Origin of the sequence: Solibacillus sp. FSL K6-4121 (genome assembly GCF_038002585.1) — a bacterium.
GTDB lineage: Bacteria > Bacillota > Bacilli > Bacillales_A > Planococcaceae > Solibacillus > Solibacillus faecavium.
Window position 1 is genome coordinate 728,426 of the sequence record NZ_JBBOCS010000001.1, and the last position, 20,398, is coordinate 748,823.

Annotated in this window: 16 protein-coding genes; 1 reads left to right on the plus strand and 15 read right to left on the minus strand. The window is 38.3% G+C overall.

Annotation, left to right across the window (positions count from 1 at the left end; translation table 11 throughout):
* Positions 1-10: 10 nt before the first annotated feature.
* From rplC to MHH95_RS03810, 7 genes are all read right to left on the minus strand, one after another.
* The gene (rplC, locus tag MHH95_RS03780) at positions 11-640 is read right to left on the minus strand and encodes a 50S ribosomal protein L3 (RefSeq protein WP_191701156.1); all 630 of its coding nucleotides are present in this window, start codon (positions 638-640) and stop codon (positions 11-13) included.
* A gap of 54 nt (positions 641-694) precedes the next feature.
* The gene (rpsJ, locus tag MHH95_RS03785) at positions 695-1,003 is read right to left on the minus strand and encodes a 30S ribosomal protein S10 (RefSeq protein ID WP_008406970.1); all 309 of its coding nucleotides are present in this window, start codon (positions 1,001-1,003) and stop codon (positions 695-697) included.
* 370 nt (positions 1,004-1,373) lie between these two features.
* Positions 1,374-2,693, minus strand: coding sequence for a Na+/H+ antiporter family protein (locus MHH95_RS03790; protein WP_340726486.1), 1,320 nt, complete (start codon positions 2,691-2,693; stop codon positions 1,374-1,376).
* Positions 2,694-2,818: 125 nt separating this feature from the next.
* On the minus strand, positions 2,819-4,771 hold the full coding sequence (locus MHH95_RS03795) for an ABC transporter permease (protein WP_340726487.1): 1,953 nt from the start codon (positions 4,769-4,771) through the stop codon (positions 2,819-2,821).
* A gap of 19 nt (positions 4,772-4,790) precedes the next feature.
* Positions 4,791-5,552 carry an ABC transporter ATP-binding protein gene (locus tag MHH95_RS03800; protein WP_340726488.1) on the minus strand — a complete coding sequence of 254 codons (762 nt, stop codon included), beginning with the start codon at positions 5,550-5,552 and terminating at the stop codon, positions 4,791-4,793.
* Positions 5,553-5,648: 96 nt separating this feature from the next.
* Positions 5,649-6,620, minus strand: coding sequence for a sensor histidine kinase (locus MHH95_RS03805; RefSeq protein WP_340726489.1), 972 nt, complete (start codon positions 6,618-6,620; stop codon positions 5,649-5,651).
* Positions 6,617-7,297: a response regulator transcription factor gene (locus tag MHH95_RS03810; RefSeq protein ID WP_340726490.1), complete on the minus strand. Its 681-nt coding sequence runs from the start codon at positions 7,295-7,297 to the stop codon at positions 6,617-6,619. The genes MHH95_RS03805 and MHH95_RS03810 overlap by 4 nt, the downstream gene beginning before the upstream one ends.
* 102 nt (positions 7,298-7,399) lie before the next feature.
* On the opposite strand from MHH95_RS03810, the gene MHH95_RS03815 reads away from it, so the two are divergent.
* Positions 7,400-8,287: a LysR family transcriptional regulator gene (locus tag MHH95_RS03815; RefSeq protein ID WP_340726491.1), complete on the plus strand. Its 888-nt coding sequence runs from the start codon at positions 7,400-7,402 to the stop codon at positions 8,285-8,287.
* Positions 8,288-8,326: 39 nt separating this feature from the next.
* On the opposite strand, the gene MHH95_RS03820 is transcribed toward MHH95_RS03815, so the two are convergent.
* From MHH95_RS03820 to rpoC, 8 genes are all read right to left on the minus strand, one after another.
* Entirely contained in the window at positions 8,327-9,148 is an 822-nt protein-coding gene (locus MHH95_RS03820) for a methyl-accepting chemotaxis protein (RefSeq protein ID WP_340726492.1), read from the minus strand.
* Positions 9,149-9,289: 141 nt separating this feature from the next.
* A complete protein-coding gene (locus tag MHH95_RS03825; protein WP_340726493.1) occupies positions 9,290-11,470 on the minus strand; it encodes a malate synthase G in 2,181 nt (726 codons plus the stop codon).
* A 191-nt stretch (positions 11,471-11,661) separates the two neighbouring features.
* Positions 11,662-12,849, minus strand: coding sequence for an elongation factor Tu (gene tuf / locus MHH95_RS03830; protein WP_191701148.1), 1,188 nt, complete (start codon positions 12,847-12,849; stop codon positions 11,662-11,664).
* A gap of 136 nt (positions 12,850-12,985) precedes the next feature.
* The gene (gene fusA / locus MHH95_RS03835; RefSeq protein WP_191701147.1) at positions 12,986-15,064 is read right to left on the minus strand and encodes an elongation factor G; all 2,079 of its coding nucleotides are present in this window, start codon (positions 15,062-15,064) and stop codon (positions 12,986-12,988) included.
* Positions 15,065-15,146: 82 nt separating this feature from the next.
* Positions 15,147-15,617, minus strand: coding sequence for a 30S ribosomal protein S7 (gene rpsG / locus MHH95_RS03840; RefSeq protein WP_191701146.1), 471 nt, complete (start codon positions 15,615-15,617; stop codon positions 15,147-15,149).
* Between the two features lie 41 nt (positions 15,618-15,658).
* Positions 15,659-16,078 carry a 30S ribosomal protein S12 gene (rpsL, locus tag MHH95_RS03845; protein ID WP_191701145.1) on the minus strand — a complete coding sequence of 140 codons (420 nt, stop codon included), beginning with the start codon at positions 16,076-16,078 and terminating at the stop codon, positions 15,659-15,661.
* A gap of 100 nt (positions 16,079-16,178) precedes the next feature.
* Complete coding sequence (locus MHH95_RS03850; protein WP_191701144.1) at positions 16,179-16,430, minus strand: ribosomal L7Ae/L30e/S12e/Gadd45 family protein; 252 nt, start codon at positions 16,428-16,430, stop codon at positions 16,179-16,181.
* 180 nt (positions 16,431-16,610) lie between these two features.
* Positions 16,611-20,291, minus strand: a complete 3,681-nt coding sequence (gene rpoC, locus MHH95_RS03855) for a DNA-directed RNA polymerase subunit beta' (RefSeq protein WP_191701143.1) — start codon at positions 20,289-20,291, stop codon at positions 16,611-16,613.
* Positions 20,292-20,398: the final 107 nt, after the last annotated feature.

The following is a 20,398-nucleotide window of genomic DNA, read 5'->3' on the forward strand; positions in this document are numbered from 1 at the left end:
CTTGAGAAAATTATTTAGATTTAATAGCAGTCTTAACTGTTACTAATGCTTTTTTAGAACCAGGAACATTACCTTTAACAAGTAGTAAGTTGCGCTCTGCATCAACCTTAACGATTTCAAGGTTTTGAATAGTAACAACTGTGCCACCCATTTGACCAGGTAATTTCTTTTGTTTGAATACGCGGTTCGGAGCTACTGGACCCATTGAACCTGGACGACGGTGATAACGAGAACCGTGAGACATAGGGCCGCGAGATTGACCATGACGTTTAATAACACCTTGGAAACCTTTACCTTTTGTTACACCTGTTACATCGATTACATCGCCTTCAGCGAAAATTTCTACCTTGACTTCTTGACCAACTTCGTAAGCTGCAGCATCTAAGTTGCGGAACTCACGGATGAAGCGCTTAGGAGCAGTGTTTGCTTTAGCTACGTGTCCTTGCTCTGGTTTGTTAGAAAGCTTAATACGCTTGTCTTCAAAACCAAATTGGATCGCTTCGTAACCATCAGTTTCAACAGTTTTCTTTTGTAAAACTACGTTTGGAGCAGCTTCGATAACTGTTACTGGGATTAAATCGCCGTTTTCAGCAAAGACTTGAGTCATGCCAATTTTTCTACCTAAGATTCCTTTAGTCATTTGTCACACCTCCTGTAAATTTTGAGAAAAAGATTTTATATTGTGTTTTTACCATTAAAGTTTGATTTCGATATCAACGCCAGATGGTAAATCAAGCTTCATTAACGCATCAACAGTTTGTGGTGTCGGGTTAACGATGTCGATAAGACGTTTGTGTGTGCGCATTTCAAATTGCTCACGAGAATCTTTGTACTTATGAACCGCACGTAAGATCGTGTATACAGATCTTTCAGTTGGTAGTGGGATCGGACCCGATACTCCAGCACCTGAACGTTTCGCAGTTTCAACGATTTTCTCAGCAGATTGATCAAGGATACGGTGATCATACGCTTTTAAACGAATACGAATTTTTTGTTTTGCCATTACTTTCCCTCCTTCTCGCCTATTTTCTAGACATTCTCCACGAAAATTTCTCCTACACACCGCCATGGCAAAGCGGCCGGGTGTGTCGGCAACCTCTCGCTTCATCGCAGTCAAAGACCAACATTCAACATTATATACAATAAAAAAGAAGTTCGCAAGTGTTTTAGCAAATTTCTTTTAAATAATGTTTCGTTCTTTGTTTTTAATTAATTGCGTTCGCTCTTTTTGAGCCGTTTTCTAGTATATAAGAGTATTAACTTGAAAGCAACTATTAAGAGAAGAATCTATTTTAAATAAAATATTCTGAAAATACAACTGTTGTGTTTAATTAAAAAAAAGCCACTTTCATTTAAGTGAAAGTGGCTACTTACTATAGGAAGAAAACAACTGCAATCCATCCAAAAATGATTTGCGGTATATTATAGAAGATAAATGTCGGTACACACGTATCCCAAATGTGATTGTGTTGACCATCCACATTTAACCCTGCTGTCGGTCCTAGCGTTGAATCGGAAGCTGGTGAACCAGCGTCTCCTAATACCCCTGCCGTTCCAATTAGACAAATAATCGCTAGTTCACTTAGACCTAGTTCCATTGCAATCGGAACAAATATTGCTGCGATGATCGGTATAGTTGCAAATGAAGAACCAATTCCCATTGTGACGATTAAACCGACAATGAGCATTATTAATACAGCAACACTTATATTTCCATTAAAAATAGTCATTGCTCCAGCAACAAGCGATTCTACATCGCCTGTAGCATTAATAACCGCTGAAAACCCATTTGCTGAAATCATTACAAAACCGACAAATGCCATCATGCGCATACCATCCGAAAGAACTTCGTCAGCTTCTTTCACTTTTAGTGCACCTGTTATATATAAAACCATAATGCCGACAAGCGAACCAATGATCATTGAATCAGTCATAACTTGCACTACTATAGAAGTAATTAGTGCAACTACAGCAAATAGTATGTGTAATCTATTTACTTCTTTCTCTAAACTACTCGTTACTTCCATTTCTAAGTCATCATATTGACGTGGTTTACGGAAAGCGAAAAATGCACCGATAAGACCTACTACCATTCCTAATGCCACGATAACCATTGCCTTTGGAACATCACTTAAAGCAATTTCAAGACCAGCTAAACCAAGTTGTTCCACGATTATACCTTGATAAAGTAAGCCGAAGCCTGCTGGAATAAACATATAAGGCATAATTAATCCAAATGTTAAAATAGATGCGATTAAGCGGCGGTCAATTTGCAGCATATTCATTATTTTAATCAGTGGCGGAACGATTAATGGTATGAAAGCAATATGCACTGGTATAAGGTTTTGTGACATGATCGCCATTGCCAGTAATACTAAGAAAATTAATGCTTTGGCAGCACCTTGCTTTTTTGAGTCGCCCTCACGTTGTACTACTTTTAGAATTGCCTTTACTAGCACTTCTGGTATGCCTGTACGGGATATTGCCAATGCGAAGCCTCCAAGTAGTGCATAGCTCAACGCTATATTTGCACCGCCTCCTAGCCCCCCTACAAAAGCTTCTATTGTATCAGTTAAATTTAATCCTCCAACAAGACCACCAATGACAGCCCCTACTGTTAGAGATAAAACGACATTTATACGCAGTAGGCTTAAAATAAGCATAACCCCAACCGCTATTAAAACAGCATTCATGTTATACACTTCACTTTCGTCTGCTAAATTACTAATGTGTTAAAGTTACAAGAAATCTACTATCGAGTCAATATTTCAGGACAAAATAAAACCGTCAATTAAGGAAAAATTGACGGTTTGGAGTATTATAAAGCTTGTTTAATTATTTTTTTGTAATAACTGATCGTTAATGTTGCAAACACAATATACATTGCAATATATAAAGTCATTGTAATCAGAAGTGGGGTTGTCATTTCTGTACCGAATAAAAACCATCCCGATTTAACCGCAAAATAGCTGTGCAGTAAACCAATAAGCAATGGAACGCCAAAATTAAATAGCTGCTTCATCATAATGCCTCTTAATAATTCATCCTGTGTGAAACCAATTTTACGGAGAATTCTATATGATTCAGCCTCTTCATCTGCCTCAGACATTTGTTTAAAGTAAAGAATACTACCTGTTGCAAGTAAAAAAGCCAAGCCTAAAAATGCTGTTGTAAAAATTGTTGTACCGTAAAGGTTTAAATTATATTCAACCGTTGACTGCTGTGAACTTAATTTATTCACTGTATTGCCTTCATGAGATTCAAATAATACATTCGCACCTGTCTGTTTATAAAGCTTTTCCACCAGCTTATATGTTTCCTCATCGGCATCAGTTAAATTAATCGATGTTTGCTCTTGTGTTGCGTAACCAATTGCGGAGTCGCTATTTAATTGTTGAAGCTGATTAAAAACACTGTCTTCAACTACAACGATAAATCCCCCTGCCGTAACCCGCCAAGCTAGTACAGCCGTATCATTCACTTCTTTGATACGTAGCGGGAATTCACTTTCCTGATGTAAAAGAGTTAAATCAATCGGTGCTTCAATAGGCATTATATTTGCCTGAAAGCCGCTAAAGCCTGTAATGATAGCCTCTCCTTCGTTGAGCTGTACCTCACGATTAAGTTGATGATAGTCCGAAAGCGGAAGTATCATGACATCTGCTAATGTATTACCTTGAAACATACCTATTACATCATCTGAAAATACTGTAGCCAAATCAAATTGTGCACTCGTTAATCTAAACGTTTTTTGTTCAAATGCTATTCCTTCCTGCTCAAGTGCCTGAATCAATGGCTCCCCGCGCCCATCTACAGCTATATAATCAGCCGGCACTTCATCTTCTGCAGTATTACTAGCTGAATAGTAGCTTATATACGAAAGTGTTGTAATCGCAAGGGACACCGCTGTTAATACTGTAATAAGCGTTAAGGATTTAGCATTACCTTTCATTCGATGCATAATGGGTGTAAGTGCCAGTACATCCGTTAAATTTAAATGTCCCTTTTTTGTAAGACGGAATAAATTCAACAAAAATGCTACTGAAAAACGAAACACTAGATATGTGCCGCCAATTGTAGTCGCTAAAATAACAACCATGCTTACAAATAAATTTGTCGTTTGCCCTGTAAACAATACAGTACTTCTATAATATCCATAAATTATTAAGCCGAGGCCAATCGCCCCCATCATCATCGGGAATAAACTAAAACGTTTTACACGCTCATCTGCTTGTTTAGAAGCATTAAATAAGGAAAGTAAACTTGTTTTACGAACCATAAACGCCATTTGAATTAAAATAATAACTAATAAAATTCCAAATACCATTAAAGTATTTACGACCGCTACTTTACTAAAAGTCATTGTCACTACTGCATCAAATTGCAAAAGCTTCAACAAAATCATTGCAAACAATCGTGAGCTCAGTAACCCTAATACCATTCCGATACTTACTGCTCCGATAAATAGTAATATATTTTCAAAGGCAATTAAGCGTGTTACAAGTCCTTTTGTCATACCGATAAGCTGGTACAGACCAATTTCTTTGCTCCGGCGCTTAATGAATAAGTGATTGGCATAAAGCACAAAGAATAACACAATAAAATACAGCATATACGATGCAGCTTCAAAACCTGATGATGCTGTACCACTCGCTTTTGTCGCTGCTATGATGGATTCATTGTATTGTAATGTTACAAAAGAGAAAAACAGTGTCACACTAAAAATTAGTGCAAAAAAGTATAAATAATAGTGACGCATGTTTTTTTGCATGCTTTTAAAAACGAGCTGACTAAGCTTCACCTTGCTCACCGCCTAAAACACTTTGCGTATTTAAAATTTGCTGGAAAAATTCTGTGCGGGATTTATCACCCTTGTACAACTCCGTATAAATTTGACCATCTTTTAAAAACAGTACACGTGAACAGAAACTTGCAGCGACTGCATCATGTGTAACCATCATAATCGTTGCGTTTTTCGCTTCATTAATTTTCGATAAATTATCGAGCAGTGCAGTAGCCGTCTTTGAATCAAGTGCTCCTGTTGGCTCATCGGCAAATACTAACGAAGGATTAGATATTAGTGCACGTGCAGCTGATGTACGTTGTTTTTGACCACCTGAAATTTCATTCGGATATTTCGATAAAATATCCGAGATACCTAAAATGGACACAAGATCCTGCAATCGTTTTTCTGCAGCCGCTTTTGGAATAGAACTAAGCGATAGCGGTAATAGAATATTTTCCTTTACTGTCAATGTGTCGAGTAAGTTATAGTCCTGGAATATAAAACCGAGCTCATCGCGTCGGAATTTTGCTAGTGTACGTTCTTTCATCCCTTGTAACTTTTGTCCGTTAATCTCCACAAATCCATCTGTCACTTGATCTATTGAACAAAGTACATTTAATAACGTTGTTTTCCCTGAGCCTGAAGGACCCATAATCCCAACAAATTCACCTTTTTCTACTTCTAAATCAATCCCCTTTAATACTTCCTGTGCAAGCGAACGCTTACCATATGTTTTTCGAACTTTACGTGCGATTAGAATACTCATTGTCCCCATCCTTTCTTGTTATGTTCATTTTACAAGTTCTGCCCTATTTAATCGTTTGATTTACATGACAAAAACGCTCGGTAAATGACAAGTTCGTCACATTCCAAGCGTTTTATGATAACTATTCGATTTTGGGAAAGTAATTTTTACGGAAGTCCCGATATTTTCGGTTGATTCAATTGTGAGAAGAACATGCAGTGAGTCGGCTGCCTGCTTAGCTAAATACAAGCCCATTCCCGTTGCCGCACTTGTTTCCCGACCAATAGTTCCGGTATAGGATTTACGAAAAACACGAGGTAAATCTTCACTTTTTATTCCTATTCCATCATCTTGGATTTCCAATATAACTTGTTCATCTTTCATATGTGCTAGTGCCCTGATTTCTCCTCCGACGTCACTATACTTTACAGCATTAGATAAAATTTGCCGTACGATAAATCCAAGCCACTTTGCATCAGATTGAACTGTTATCTTTTCAATATCAAGCTCTATAGCTATTTGTTTTTCAAAGCACCAGCTGCGAAGTGCTTTTATTTCTTGTATAATAACACTTTTTACATCAACTTTTTCGATTCGATTGTCGAGTTCGATTGTCATCAGACGGGTTGCGTGGAGTTGTTGATCTAATAATAAGTAAAGACGTAGCCACTCATTTTCAATACGTTCCTTTAATTCGCTATCCTCAATCTTTTCCATTAATAATTGCATAGCGGTTAAAGGGGATTTCATTTCATGCACCCATGCTAAAAACTCATCCTGTCGTTCAAGTACTAACAGCTTTTGCTCTTGCACTTGAGCACTCTTTCTTGCTAGTTGTTCTTCATGCTCTTCATGAATAACTGCCATATAATTACCTTTGCGTTTTGCATAGGGCTTCATCGTTTGTCTATCTTTCATAAAACGCCAGGTAAAATAACCAACAACGAGTGCAAACCATACAATGTTTACATAAAAAAAGGAAACACCTTCAAATCCTTTATCGACAAATATAATTAAATTTATAATTAGCTGAAGTACAGTAACAAACAGGATGGTCGATAAATATTGTCTTAGAAACAGTGAAATCATGCATCCACCGCCATGTAGCCCAAGCCCTTTTTAGTAATAATGCCATCTAAAAGACCAATATCCTCTAAACGTTGCCTTAAACGGTTTACATTTACAGTTAAAGTATTATCATTTACGAATCGTTCATCATCCCACAATTTACGCATTAGTTCATCTCGGGAAACGATCTGTCCTCTAGCCTTTACCAGCACCTTTAAAATAAACAATTCATTTTTCGTCAACTCAACACGTTCACCCATATAATGAACCATCGCCCGATCATAATGAATTTCAGCACCATTCCATTTCTCAACATCACTCTGAATTGTTTCCAGGTAGTTATAAGCCCGACGTAATAATGCTTGTACTTTTGCAATTAAAACTTCTGTATGAAATGGTTTTTGAACAAAGTCATCAGCACCCATTTGCATAGCCATAACCATATCCATTGGATGGTCACGTGAAGAAAGAAACAAAATAGGTACATTTGATACTGCCCGAATTTCGCGACACCAATGAAAGCCATCAAATGCCGGAAGTTGAATATCAATAATAACGAGCTGTGGCTCCTCTTTTTTAAAAGTCACCATTATTTGCTGAAAGTCTTCCGGACCGATTACATCTATATTCCACTGGGCAAAACGCTCACAAATTACATCAAAAATTGAAACATCGTCTTCAATGAGTAGCACCTTCATCCAATTCACTCCTTTTACCTACTACCATTATACAAAAACTAATACGCCACTACTTCTAAACTTTGCTATAATCAATTCAATTACACCAGAAGAGGTGAAACTATGGATATACGCCAAATTGAATACTTTGTGGAAGTAGCAAAACATTTAAGTTTTACTAAAGCAGCTACTACATTGCATGTATCGCAGCCATCTATTAGTAAAGCAATTCAAAACTTTGAAGCTGAACTTGGTGTGCCGTTATTTTACCGTTCATCAAAACAGCTTGAACTAACGGATGCCGGTCAAGCGGTACTCATTAATTCAATGCAAGTACTCGAATCCTTTCAAAACTTGCGCTCAGAACTAACCGATTTAATGCAACTAAAAAAGGGGCAAATTCGGATCGGCATTCCACCAATTGTCGGCGCTGAATTTTTCTCCAGATTAATTAGCTATTACAAAGAGCTTTATCCATACATTGAAATTTTATTAACAGAAGTAGGTACAAAGCGGATCCGTCAGGAAATTGAATCAGGCGAGTTGGATATTGGTTTAGTATGTAGTGTGACATCGTCGAATGAAAATTTGGAGACAATCCGGTTTTTAAAAGATCCACTACTTTTAATCGTACATGAAAGTAATCCACTTGCTCAAAAGCAAAAAGTACAATTAAAAGACTTAGCTAAAGAGAGTTTTATTATATATAGGAAAGATTTTATTTTATATGATCGGATTATTGAAGAATGTTCAAAAAATGGTTTTTTTCCAATGATTGCCTGTGAAACGACCCAAAAAGACTTTTTTATAGAAATGGTTCAGGCAAAGCTTGGCATTGCTTTACTACCAGAAAAGCTAGCAGAAAAGATTCCGTACAAATCCATCAAGTGCATACCTTTTCAAGAGGAAGCAATTCATCTAGAACTCGGTATAACATGGAAGAAAAACAAATACCTACCTTTTTCAGTACGTGAATTTATCAAACTCGCACATGAATATGTTTTACAATAAAACGGTTGCCTAGAAAAGTTCAAAATCTAGGCAACCGTTTTATAGTTTATTGGCATAATCATTTAACTGGGTAGACATCTCTTGAATTTCCTTCACAAAATCTGAAACTTGATGGATCGACTCTGTCTGTGAAGCACCAATACTGGAAATCTGAGCAATTGATTGGGCAATTTTTTGTGTTGCTTCGTTAATTTGCGTCATTGTTTCTCTAATTTTTTGGGTAGATTCAATCGTCTCTTTGGAAAACTTACGGATTTCAGTTGCAACAACTTCAAAGCCTTTTCCTTTTTCGCCTGCACGGGCAGCTTCGATGGCGGCATTCAATCCAAGCAAATTTGTATGATCAGCCATCCGCTTCAATAATATTAGAATTTCTGAAGTCTGCCGTACATTTTCTTCGGCTTGCTTAGATTGTACCAGTAACTCATTTGCTGATTCTGTCAGTTTAGAAGAACCATCCGCAATCATACTAATTTGATTGTTTGCCTGTGTTAAAGAACCGGTCATCGTGTTTGAGATTTCTATTAACTCAGTCTGTTTACGTACTTGTACTGCAATCCCGCCAATTACTTTTCCTGTTAGGTCATGCAAAGGCGTAGCTGTACCTATAAATTCAAACCCATAGAAATCAGAAGGTACTATAGCCTCTAAACGGCGATTTTTCCTTAATGCAACCAATAATGGTTCTTCTATATTTAACTGTTGACCGACTTTTATTTTTAAATTTATATTTTTACCTGGAAAATACGCAACGAACTTTTCCAAATTGCATACGGCAATTGATAAATCTGTTGGAATGGCTTTATTCATAACCTCTATCGTTGAAATAAACGTCTCCAATGATTCAATTTTATTTAACATCTCAAATCTCTTCTTTCATTATCTATATCATGACTATTATACCACTTATTGTCTTTTAAACGTGTAAATTTCTACTAACCTTTACCTAATAAACAAAAAAATACTGCTATCTCGTTAAAAATAGCAGTAACTCAGAAAATATTATGCGTTTACTTTTTGTTTTGCTTTTGCTTCAATTCGTTTTTTGTGCAAAATCGGCTCAGTATAACCGTTTGGCTGTTCGTAACCTTTAAACACTAAATCACTTGCTGCCTGGAAAGCTACAGATTCCTCATAGTTTGCTGACATTGACGTACATGATGGATCATCTGCATTTTGCTCATCTACCACTTTTGCCATGCGTTTTAAAGTTTCTTCCACTTGTTCTTTTGTGCAAATGCCGTGGTGTAACCAGTTTGCAATATGCTGACTTGAAATACGTAAAGTTGCACGGTCTTCCATTAAGCCAATATTATTAATATCCGGCACTTTTGAGCAACCAACACCATTCTCCACCCAACGTACCACATACCCTAAAATTCCTTGAGCATTGTTATCTAGCTCTTGCTGAATTTCTTCCGCTGTCCAGTCCGTATTTGCAGCAACCGGAATTTCTAAAATGGCATCTTGTAATTCTTCTGAAGTTGAAATACCTTTTTGAACATCCTTTACACTTACTTCATGATAATGTGTTGCATGTAAGGTAGCTGCTGTAGGAGATGGTACCCAGGCTGTATTCGCACCTGCTTTTGGATGATTAATCTTTTGCTCAATCATTTCCGCCATTAGATCCGGCATTGCCCACATTCCTTTACCTATTTGCGCACGACCTTGTAATCCCGTATTTAAACCAACTACAACATTTGATTTTTCATAAGAAGTTAACCAAGTAGATGTTTTCATTTCACCTTTGCGAATCATTGGTCCCGCTTCCATCGATGTATGAATTTCATCACCTGTACGATCTAGGAAACCTGTGTTAATGAATACAATACGATTTTTTACTTCACGAATACATGCTTTTAAGTTAAGAGACGTACGGCGTTCTTCATCCATTACACCAATTTTTAAAGTATAGCGTGACAACCCGATTAAATCCTCTATCCGATCAAATAATTTATTAGCGAAAGCGACTTCCTTAGACCCATGCATTTTTGGTTTTACAATATAAATAGAGCCTTTTTGTGAGTTTTTATATTGTCCATTTCCGATTACTTCATGCTTTGCAATTAAGCTCGTCAAAACCCCATCCATAATTCCCTCAGGTACTTCGCCACCATCTTTATCGAGAATAGCCGGATTCGTCATTAAGTGACCCACGTTCCGAATAAACATTAATGAACGTCCATTTAAAGTAACTGTATCACCATTTAAACCTGTATATTCACGGTCTGGATTTAAAGTACGCGTCACTGTCTTTGTACCTTTTTCAAATGTTGCCGATAAATCACCTTTCATTAAACCTAACCAATTTGAATATACTTCAACTTTATCTTCTGCATCTACTGCTGCAACAGAATCTTCACAGTCCATAATCGTTGTAATGGCAGACTCTAGGAAAATATCCTTTACACCAGCGGCATCATCTTTTCCTATTGGATGGTTACGGTCGATTTGAATTTCTATGTGTAAATCATTATTCTTAAGTAAAATTGCAGTTGGTTCTTCAGCTGTACCTTGGTAGCCAACTAATTTTTCCTGATTTGCTAATGTTGTTTTTTCGCCGTTATTTAACGTTACTTGTAATGTGCCTTTTACAATTGCATAATGAGTTGCTTCTTTATGTGAAGCACCATCTAATAACGGAACAGCCTGATTTAAGAAATTTTTTGCATACTCAATAACTTTGTTCCCGCGAATCGGATTATAGCCTTTCCCTGCAGTTGCACCATCTTCATCACTGATAACATTAGTCCCATATAATGCATCATAGAAACTTCCCCAACGTGCATTCGCAGCATTAATGGCATAACGTGCATTACTTACCGGTACTACTAATTGCGGACCCGCTTGGAAAGCAATTTCTTCGTCTACATTTTCTGTCTCTACACGGAAGTCCTCAACCTTTGGCTCAACATAACCGATTTGCTCTAAGAAAGCTTTATAACTATCAAATTCGAAATTCCCCTTGTTTTCTTTATGCCACTGATTAATTTTATCCTGCAATTGATCACGATGTGCAAGTAACGCTTTATTTTCAGGTGCCAGCTCGTGAATTAATTGATCGAAACCGTCCCAAAATGCTTGTTGCTCAACGCCACTGTCTGGTAGTACCTGTTCATTAATAAACTGAAGCAATACATCTGCTACTTGTAAATTCCCCACCTGTACATAATTTGTCATAAATATATCCCCCTTCATATTTAAAAATAAAATAAGAATCCCCTGTTCTTGTTTTCATTATAATAGAAAGAGTGGGTATAAATGAAATACATAATTCGAATAAACATTATGCTTTTAAGTTATAAGGCAAATAAAAAAACACCTTGCAAGCGTCCCTGCAAGGTGTTTAAACAATTAGCAATTAGCTAAAATTATTTTTGGATAGAAGCTACTACGCCAGCGCCTACAGTACGGCCACCCTCACGGATAGAGAACTTAGTACCTTCTTCTAAAGCGATTGGAGCGATTAACTCTACAGTCATTTCGATGTTATCACCAGGCATAACCATTTCTACGCCTTCAGGTAACATACAAATACCAGTTACGTCAGTTGTACGGAAGTAGAACTGAGGACGGTAGTTAGAGAAGAATGGAGTATGACGTCCACCCTCTTCTTTTGATAAAACATAAACTTCAGCTTTGAAGTTTGTGTGTGGAGTAATTGAACCTGGTTTAGCTAATACTTGACCACGTTGGATATCTTCACGAGCAATACCACGTAATAAAGCACCGATGTTGTCACCAGCTTCAGCATAATCTAATAATTTACGGAACATTTCTACACCAGTTACAGTTGTAGTTTTAGCTTCTTCATCGATACCGATAACTTCTACAACGTCACCAACTTTAACTTGTCCACGCTCAACACGACCAGTTGCAACTGTACCACGACCAGTAATAGAGAATACGTCCTCTACTGGCATCATGAATGGTTTGTCAGTTTGACGTTCTGGAGTTGGGATGTACTCATCAACAGCGTTCATTAATTCAACGATTTTTTCTTCCCACTCTGGCTCTCCTTCAAGAGCTTTAAGAGCAGAACCTTTGATTACTGGAAGATCGTCGCCTGGGAAGTCGTACTCAGATAATAAGTCACGGATTTCCATTTCAACTAATTCTAATAATTCTTCGTCGTCTACCATATCACATTTGTTCATGAATACTACTAAGTAAGGAACACCTACTTGTTTAGAAAGTAAGATGTGCTCACGAGTTTGTGGCATTGGACCATCAGCAGCAGATACTACTAAGATACCGCCGTCCATTTGTGCAGCACCAGTGATCATGTTTTTAACATAGTCAGCGTGTCCTGGGCAGTCAACGTGTGCATAGTGACGAGTTTCAGTTTCATACTCAACGTGTGAAGTATTGATTGTGATACCGCGCTCTTTTTCTTCTGGAGCGTTATCGATGTCAGCGTAAGATTTAGCTACTCCACCCATTTTTTTAGAAAGAACTGTTGCGATAGCAGCAGTTAATGTAGTTTTACCATGGTCAACGTGTCCGATAGTACCAACGTTAGCATGCGTTTTTGAACGGTCAAATTTTTCTTTAGCCATTAGAAAATGCCTCCTCAGAGATATGTTTTATTTTTTAAAATTTATTCTAAGATTGCTGACTATCAACGGGCCCCATCTCTAGTCAGTCAATCATAGCTTACAAATTATTTATACTTGATGCAAGGTGAAATTTCAATTATTCACCTTTATTTTTTTTAACGATTTCTTCTGCAATTGATTTTGGTACTTCTTCATAGTGATCGAACACCATTGAGAATACACCGCGACCTTGAGTTGCAGAACGTAAAGTTGTAGCATATCCGAACATTTCAGATAGTGGTACCATAGCACGTACTACTTGAGAGTTACCACGAGCTTCCATACCCTCAACGCGTCCGCGACGAGCAGTAATGTTACCCATAATATCACCAAGGTACTCTTCTGGAATTACAACTTCTACTTTCATCATTGGCTCAAGGATAACTGGGTTACATTTTTTAGCTGCTTCTTTTAGTGCCATAGATGCAGCAATTTTGAACGCCATTTCACTTGAGTCAACATCATGGTAAGAACCGAATACTAATTTCGCTTTAATGTCGATTAATGGGTATCCAGCAACTACACCGCGGTCAAGAGAGTCACGTAGACCCGCTTCTACTGCAGGGATGTATTCACGAGGTACAACACCACCAACGATAGCGTTTTCGAATTCGAAACCTTTACCCTCTTCATTTGGAGAGAACTCGATCGTTACGTCACCGTATTGACCGCGACCACCAGATTGACGAGAGAATTTACCTTGAACTTTAGCTTCGCTACGGAATGTCTCACGGTAAGATACCATTGGAGCACCCACGTTAGCTTCAACTTTAAATTCACGTTTCATACGGTCAACTAAGATATCAAGGTGAAGCTCACCCATACCAGAGATGATTGTTTGACCTGTTTCAGTGTCAGTATGAGCACGGAAAGTTGGATCTTCTTCTTGTAATTTTTGTAAAGCTTGTCCCATTTTATCTTGGTCAGCTTTAGATTTTGGTTCTACAGAAAGAGAGATAACTGGTTCTGGGAAATCCATTGATTCTAAGATAACAAGATTTTTCTCGTCACATAGAGTATCACCTGTTGTAGTATCTTTAAGACCTACAGCTGCAGCGATATCACCAGCAAATACTTTTCCAATCTCTTCACGAGAGTTAGCGTGCATTTGTAGGATACGTCCTACACGTTCACGTTTACCTTTAGAAGAGTTTTGTACGTAAGAACCTGCATCCAATGTACCTGAGTACACACGGAAGAATGTTAACTTACCTACGAATGGGTCAGTCATTACTTTGAATGCAAGAGCTGAGAATGGCTCTTCATCTGAAGAATGGCGGATGATTTCTTCTTCGCCGTCAACATCAGTACCTTTAATAGCAGGAACATCAGTTGGAGCTGGTAAGTAATCAACAGCAGCATCTAACATTTTACGAACACCTTTGTGTTTGAATGCTGTACCACAAAGTACAGGGTAGAATTCTACCGCGATTGTAGCTTTACGGATAGCCGCTTTTAATTCTTCATTAGAAATTTCTTCGCCTTCTAAGTATTTTTCCATAAGCTCTTCATCAACACTTGCAACAGCGTCGATTAACTTCTCACGGTACTCTTCGGCTTGTGCTTTATGAGATTCTGGAATCTCTCCAACAGTTACTGCAGTACCTTCTTCGTTACCGTAGAACGTAGCGTTCATTTCGATTAAGTCGATGATAGCTGAGAACTCATCTTCAGCACCGATTGGTAATTGGATTGGGTGAGCGTTCGCTTGTAAACGATCGTGTAAAGTTCCTACAGAATATAAGAAGTCTGCACCCATTTTATCCATTTTGTTGATGAATACGATACGAGGAACCCCGTACGTAGTAGCTTGACGCCATACTGTTTCAGTTTGAGGCTCAACACCTGATTGAGCATCTAATACTGTTACAGCACCATCTAGTACACGTAAAGAACGTTCTACTTCTACAGTGAAGTCTACGTGTCCAGGAGTATCGATGATGTTAATGCGGTGACCGTTCCATTGAGCTGTTGTTGCAGCAGAAGTGATCGTGATACCACGCTCTTGTTCTTGCTCCATCCAGTCCATTTGAGATCCGCCGTCATGAGTTTCACCGATTTTATGAATCTTACCAGTGTAATAAAGGATACGCTCAGTTGTTGTTGTTTTACCAGCATCAATGTGAGCCATGATCCCAATATTACGTGTATTCTCTAGAGAGAATTCGCGTTTCATAGGAAATTTCTCCTTCCATATTGGGTTAGCTGTATAAGTGGGTAAAAAACCTAAGCCCTAGCAAGCTAGAGCATAGATCAAATTACCAACGGTAGTGAGCGAATGCTTTGTTCGCTTCTGCCATTTTGTGCATATCTTCACGTTTCTTAACTGAAGCACCTGTGTTGTTAGATGCATCTAAGATTTCGTTAGCTAAACGCTCTTCCATCGTTTTTTCTCCACGAAGACGAGCGTAGTTTACTAAATAACGTAAACCTAAAGTTGTACGACGTTCTGGACGAACTTCTACTGGTACTTGGTAGTTAGAACCACCAACACGACGAGCACGTACTTCAAGTACAGGCATTACGTTGTTTAAAGCAGCTTCAAATACTTCTAAAGCATTTTGACCCGAACGCTCTTGAACTAATTCAAAAGCTCCGTATAAAATCTTTTGAGAAGTACCTCTTTTACCATCAATCATCATTTTGTTGATTAAACGAGTTACTAGTTTTGAATTATAAATTGGATCTGGTAACACGTCACGTTTGGAAACAGGACCTTTACGAGGCATGTGTTTTCCTCCTTTCAAATCGTTGTCTATTTAAACTTAAATTATTTTTTTTCTTTTGGACGTTTAGTACCGTATTTAGAACGAGATTGTAAACGACCGTTAACACCAGCTGTATCAAGTGCTCCACGAACGATGTGGTAACGTACTCCAGCTAAGTCTTTTACGCGTCCGCCACGGATAAGAACTACACTGTGTTCTTGTAAGTTGTGACCTTCACCTGGGATATACGCAGTAACCTCAAGTTGGTTAGTTAAGCGTACACGAGCATATTTACGTAAAGCCGAGTTCGGTTTACGTGGTGTCATTGTACCAACACGAGTACAAACTCCGCGTTTTTGAGGAGACTTAACGTCAGTTAAAGATTTTTTAAATGAGTTATATCCTTTGTTTAACGCTGGAGATTTTGATTTCGTGTTTTTAGATTGACGAGGCTTACGTACTAATTGGTTAATTGTAGGCATCGATTTGTCCTCCCTTCATTTTTTCCTTGTTTCAATACCACACATCCAGGTGGTTCATTTTTTGGGTAAAAACAAAGTCTTTGTGTATTTTACACAAAAACTACATCGCAGTAATCGCAACAACTGCAGCTCCAACATGAATGCCGCAAGCTTTACCAAGTTCTTTTCTAGAATCGACATAATAAACTGGTACACCGATTTCTTTCGCGAGAAGAATGGCCGGATCGGTAACCCACTTGTCTGCATCGATTGCGACAAAAAGAGCTGATACTTGTCCAGCATACATTGCTTTCACTGCTTGCTTTATACCTATGATTGTTTTACTGGCCTGTTTTACTTGATCGTAAGACATTTACATATCCTCCTAAGTACAGACAGTTAACTATCAACCTTCAATATATTATCATTCCAAAGTTATACTGTCAACCAATTTCTTATGAAAGAATATTGATTATTGTTAATTCCGGAATATTTATTAGAAAAACCCCGGCAGAGAATGACCTCTACCGGAATTTCAATTGTTGATAGACTGTTATTCAGCTGTTACAACTTCAGCTGAACCTTCTTGATCCATGCGAATTTGACGGTAACGTTGCATACCAGTACCAGCCGGAACTAGTTTACCGATAATTACGTTTTCCTTCAGACCTAGAAGCTCATCACGTTTACCTTTAATTGCAGCATCCGTTAACACACGAGTTGTTTCTTGGAATGATGCAGCAGATAAGAATGATTCTGTTTCAAGAGAAGCTTTTGTAATACCTAAAATGACTGGACGGCAAGTTGCTGGTGTTTTTCCGTTAAGAACGGCATCAACATTCGCCTCAGAGAATTGGTGAATATCAAGCAGTGAACCTGGTAATAACTCTGTGTCACCTGCTTCGATTACACGCACTTTACGAAGCATTTGGCGAACCATTACTTCGATGTGCTTGTCACCGATTTCTACCCCTTGCATACGGTATACTTTTTGTACTTCTTTTAATAGATATTCTTGAACTGTCGATACGTCTTTAACTTTTAGTAATTGTTTAGGATCGATCGAACCTTCTGATAAAGTTTGACCTGCAATAATTGTATCGCCTTCAGCTACCTTTAGGCGTGCATTATAAGGTGCTTGGTATTTACGTGTTTCCACGTCACCTTGGATCGTAATTTCTTTTAGACCTTCACGGATTTCTTCGATTTCGATAACTGTACCAGTAATTTCAGAAATCACTGCCTGCCCTTTCGGATTACGAGCTTCGAAAATCTCTTGGATACGTGGAAGACCTTGTGTAATATCGTTACCTGCTACCCCACCTGTATGGAATGTACGCATTGTTAACTGTGTACCTGGTTCACCGATAGATTGAGCTGCGATAATACCTACCGCTTCACCAACTTCTACCTCTTCACCAGTAGCCAAGTTCATACCGTAACATTTTTTACATACGCCATGTTTTGTATTACATGTGAATGCTGAACGGATTGTAACTTCTTCGATATTTGCATCTTCAATTGCACGAGCAACATCTTGTGTTACTAAACCATCACGTTCTACGATAACCGCTCCTGTTTCTGGGTGGCGAACTGTTTTCTTCACGTAACGACCAACAATACGTTCGTCTAACGCTTCGATCATTTCATTGCCTTCCATTAATGAACCGATTAATAAACCGCGATCAGTACCACAGTCGTCTTCACGAACAATAACATCTTGTGCTACGTCTACTAAACGACGAGTTAAGTAACCTGAATCGGCAGTTTTTAGTGCTGTATCGGCAAGACCTTTACGCGCACCATGTGTAGAGATGAAGTATTCCAATACTGTTAAACCTTCACGGAATGAAGACTTGATTGGTAACTCGATAATTCGACCAGCCGGGTTGGCCATTAGACCACGCATACCTGCTAACTGAGTAAAGTTAGATGCGTTACCACGGGCACCAGAGTCGGACATCATGAAGATTGGGTTTGTTTTTTGTAAAGATTTCATCAGCTTACCTTGAATTTCATCTTTGGCAGCTGTCCATACGTTAATAACACGGTTATAACGCTCTTCCTCTGTGATTAAACCACGGCGGAATTGGATCATTACTTTATCTACTTTACTTTGTGCTTCCTCTAAAATACCGCCTTTATCTGGTAATACAACGATATCAGATACACCTACAGTAATACCTGCACGAGTAGAATATTTGAAACCTAAGTTTTTCATGCGGTCAAGCATCTTAGAAGTTTCTGTAATGTGGAATTCTTTAAATACTTCAGCAATGACATTACCTAAGAATTTTTTACGGAATGGATCTACTACAGGCATATTTGTGAAATGCTTCGCTAAAATAGCGCGGCGTTGTGCTTCGATTTTTTCTGCTTCAGATAAATCAGCATAGCCTTCTGTTGCTTCGATCTCTTTCAGTAACTCTTCGTCAATTGTTAAGTTTACGAAGTATTTCTCAGGTGTTTTTTGCTCTAAGTTAACTGATGTTGGCTCATTAATATAAGGGAATGAGCTTGGTAAAATTTCATTGAAGATCACTTTACCTACAGTAGTTAATAAGAACATTTTATTTTGTTCTTCTGTAAATGTTGGATTATTTAATGAGCTCGCTTTAATCGCAATACGAGAGTGTAAATGTACGTGACCATTTTGGTAGGCAATTAACACTTCGTTTGAATCATAAAATACAGAGCCTTCACCACGAGCACCTTCACGCTCAAGTGTTAAGTAATAGTTACCTAATACCATATCTTGAGATGGTGTTACTACTGGTTTCCCGTCTTTCGGGTTAAGGATGTTTTGAGCTGCTAACATAAGTAAACGAGCTTCCGCTTGTGCTTCAGCTGATAGTGGAACGTGCACGGCCATTTGGTCACCATCGAAGTCAGCGTTGTAAGCTGTACATACTAATGGGTGAAGACGGATTGCACGACCTTCTACTAATGTTGGTTCGAATGCTTGGATACCAAGACGGTGAAGCGTTGGTGCACGGTTAAGTAATACCGGATGCTCACGGATAACGTCTTCTAAAACGTCCCAAACTTCATTGTGTAAACGCTCAATTTTACGTTTTGCTGATTTAATGTTGTGAGCTAAACCACGCTCAACTAGTTCTTTCATTACGAAAGGCTTGAATAATTCAATTGCCATTTCTTTTGGAAGACCACATTGATACATTTTTAGATTTGGACCTACTACGATAACCGAACGACCAGAATAGTCTACACGTTTACCAAGTAAGTTTTGACGGAAACGACCTTGTTTCCCTTTCAGCATGTGTGAAAGTGATTTTAAAGGACGGTTACCAGGACCTGTTACCGGACGACCACGACGACCATTATCGATTAATGCGTCAACCGCTTCTTGTAACATACGTTTTTCGTTTTGAACAATAATGCTTGGTGCACCAAGGTCAAGTAAACGTTTTAAACGGTTGTTACGGTTAATAACCCGACGGTAAAGATCATTTAAGTCAGAAGTGGCAAAACGACCACCATCTAATTGCACCATTGGACGAAGCTCCGGTGGAATTACTGGTAGTACATCTAAAATCATCCACTCCGGTTTGTTGCCAGAGTTACGGAATGACTCTACTACTTCAAGACGTTTAATCGCACGTGTACGGCGTTGGCCTTGTGCAGATTTCAGCTCTTCTTTTAAAACTTGTGTTTCATCTTCTAAATCAATTTTCTCTAAAAGACGTTTAATAGCTTCAGCACCCATTGCCGCTTCGAACTCGTTACCATACTTTTCACGGTATGCACGATATTCTTTTTCGGAAAGTAAGTCTTTGTATCCTAGAGACGTTTGACCTGTCTCGATTACTACATAAGAAGCGAAGTAAATTACTTCTTCCAACGCACGTGGAGACATGTCTAAAATAAGACCCATTCGGCTTGGAATACCTTTGAAGTACCAAATATGTGATACTGGTGCAGCCAGCTCAATGTGACCTTGACGCTCACGACGAACTTTTGCACGTGTAACTTCTACTCCACAACGGTCACAAACGACACCTTTGTAACGTACACGCTTATATTTACCACAGTGACATTCCCAGTCTTTTGTTGGTCCAAAAATACGTTCGCAGAATAGACCATCTTTTTCTGGTTTTAATGTACGGTAGTTAATTGTTTCTGGTTTTTTTACTTCTCCATATGACCAAGAACGGATCTTGTCAGGTGAAGCTAAACCAATTTTCATATATTCAAATTCATTAACATCGATCAAGGAGCCTACCTCCCTTTAGTTATAAGTCGTAAATGACTTTTAATGTAGCTCTACACTTACAAAATTTCATATTAGGCCATAATGAAACTTGCATCTAAAACATAAGA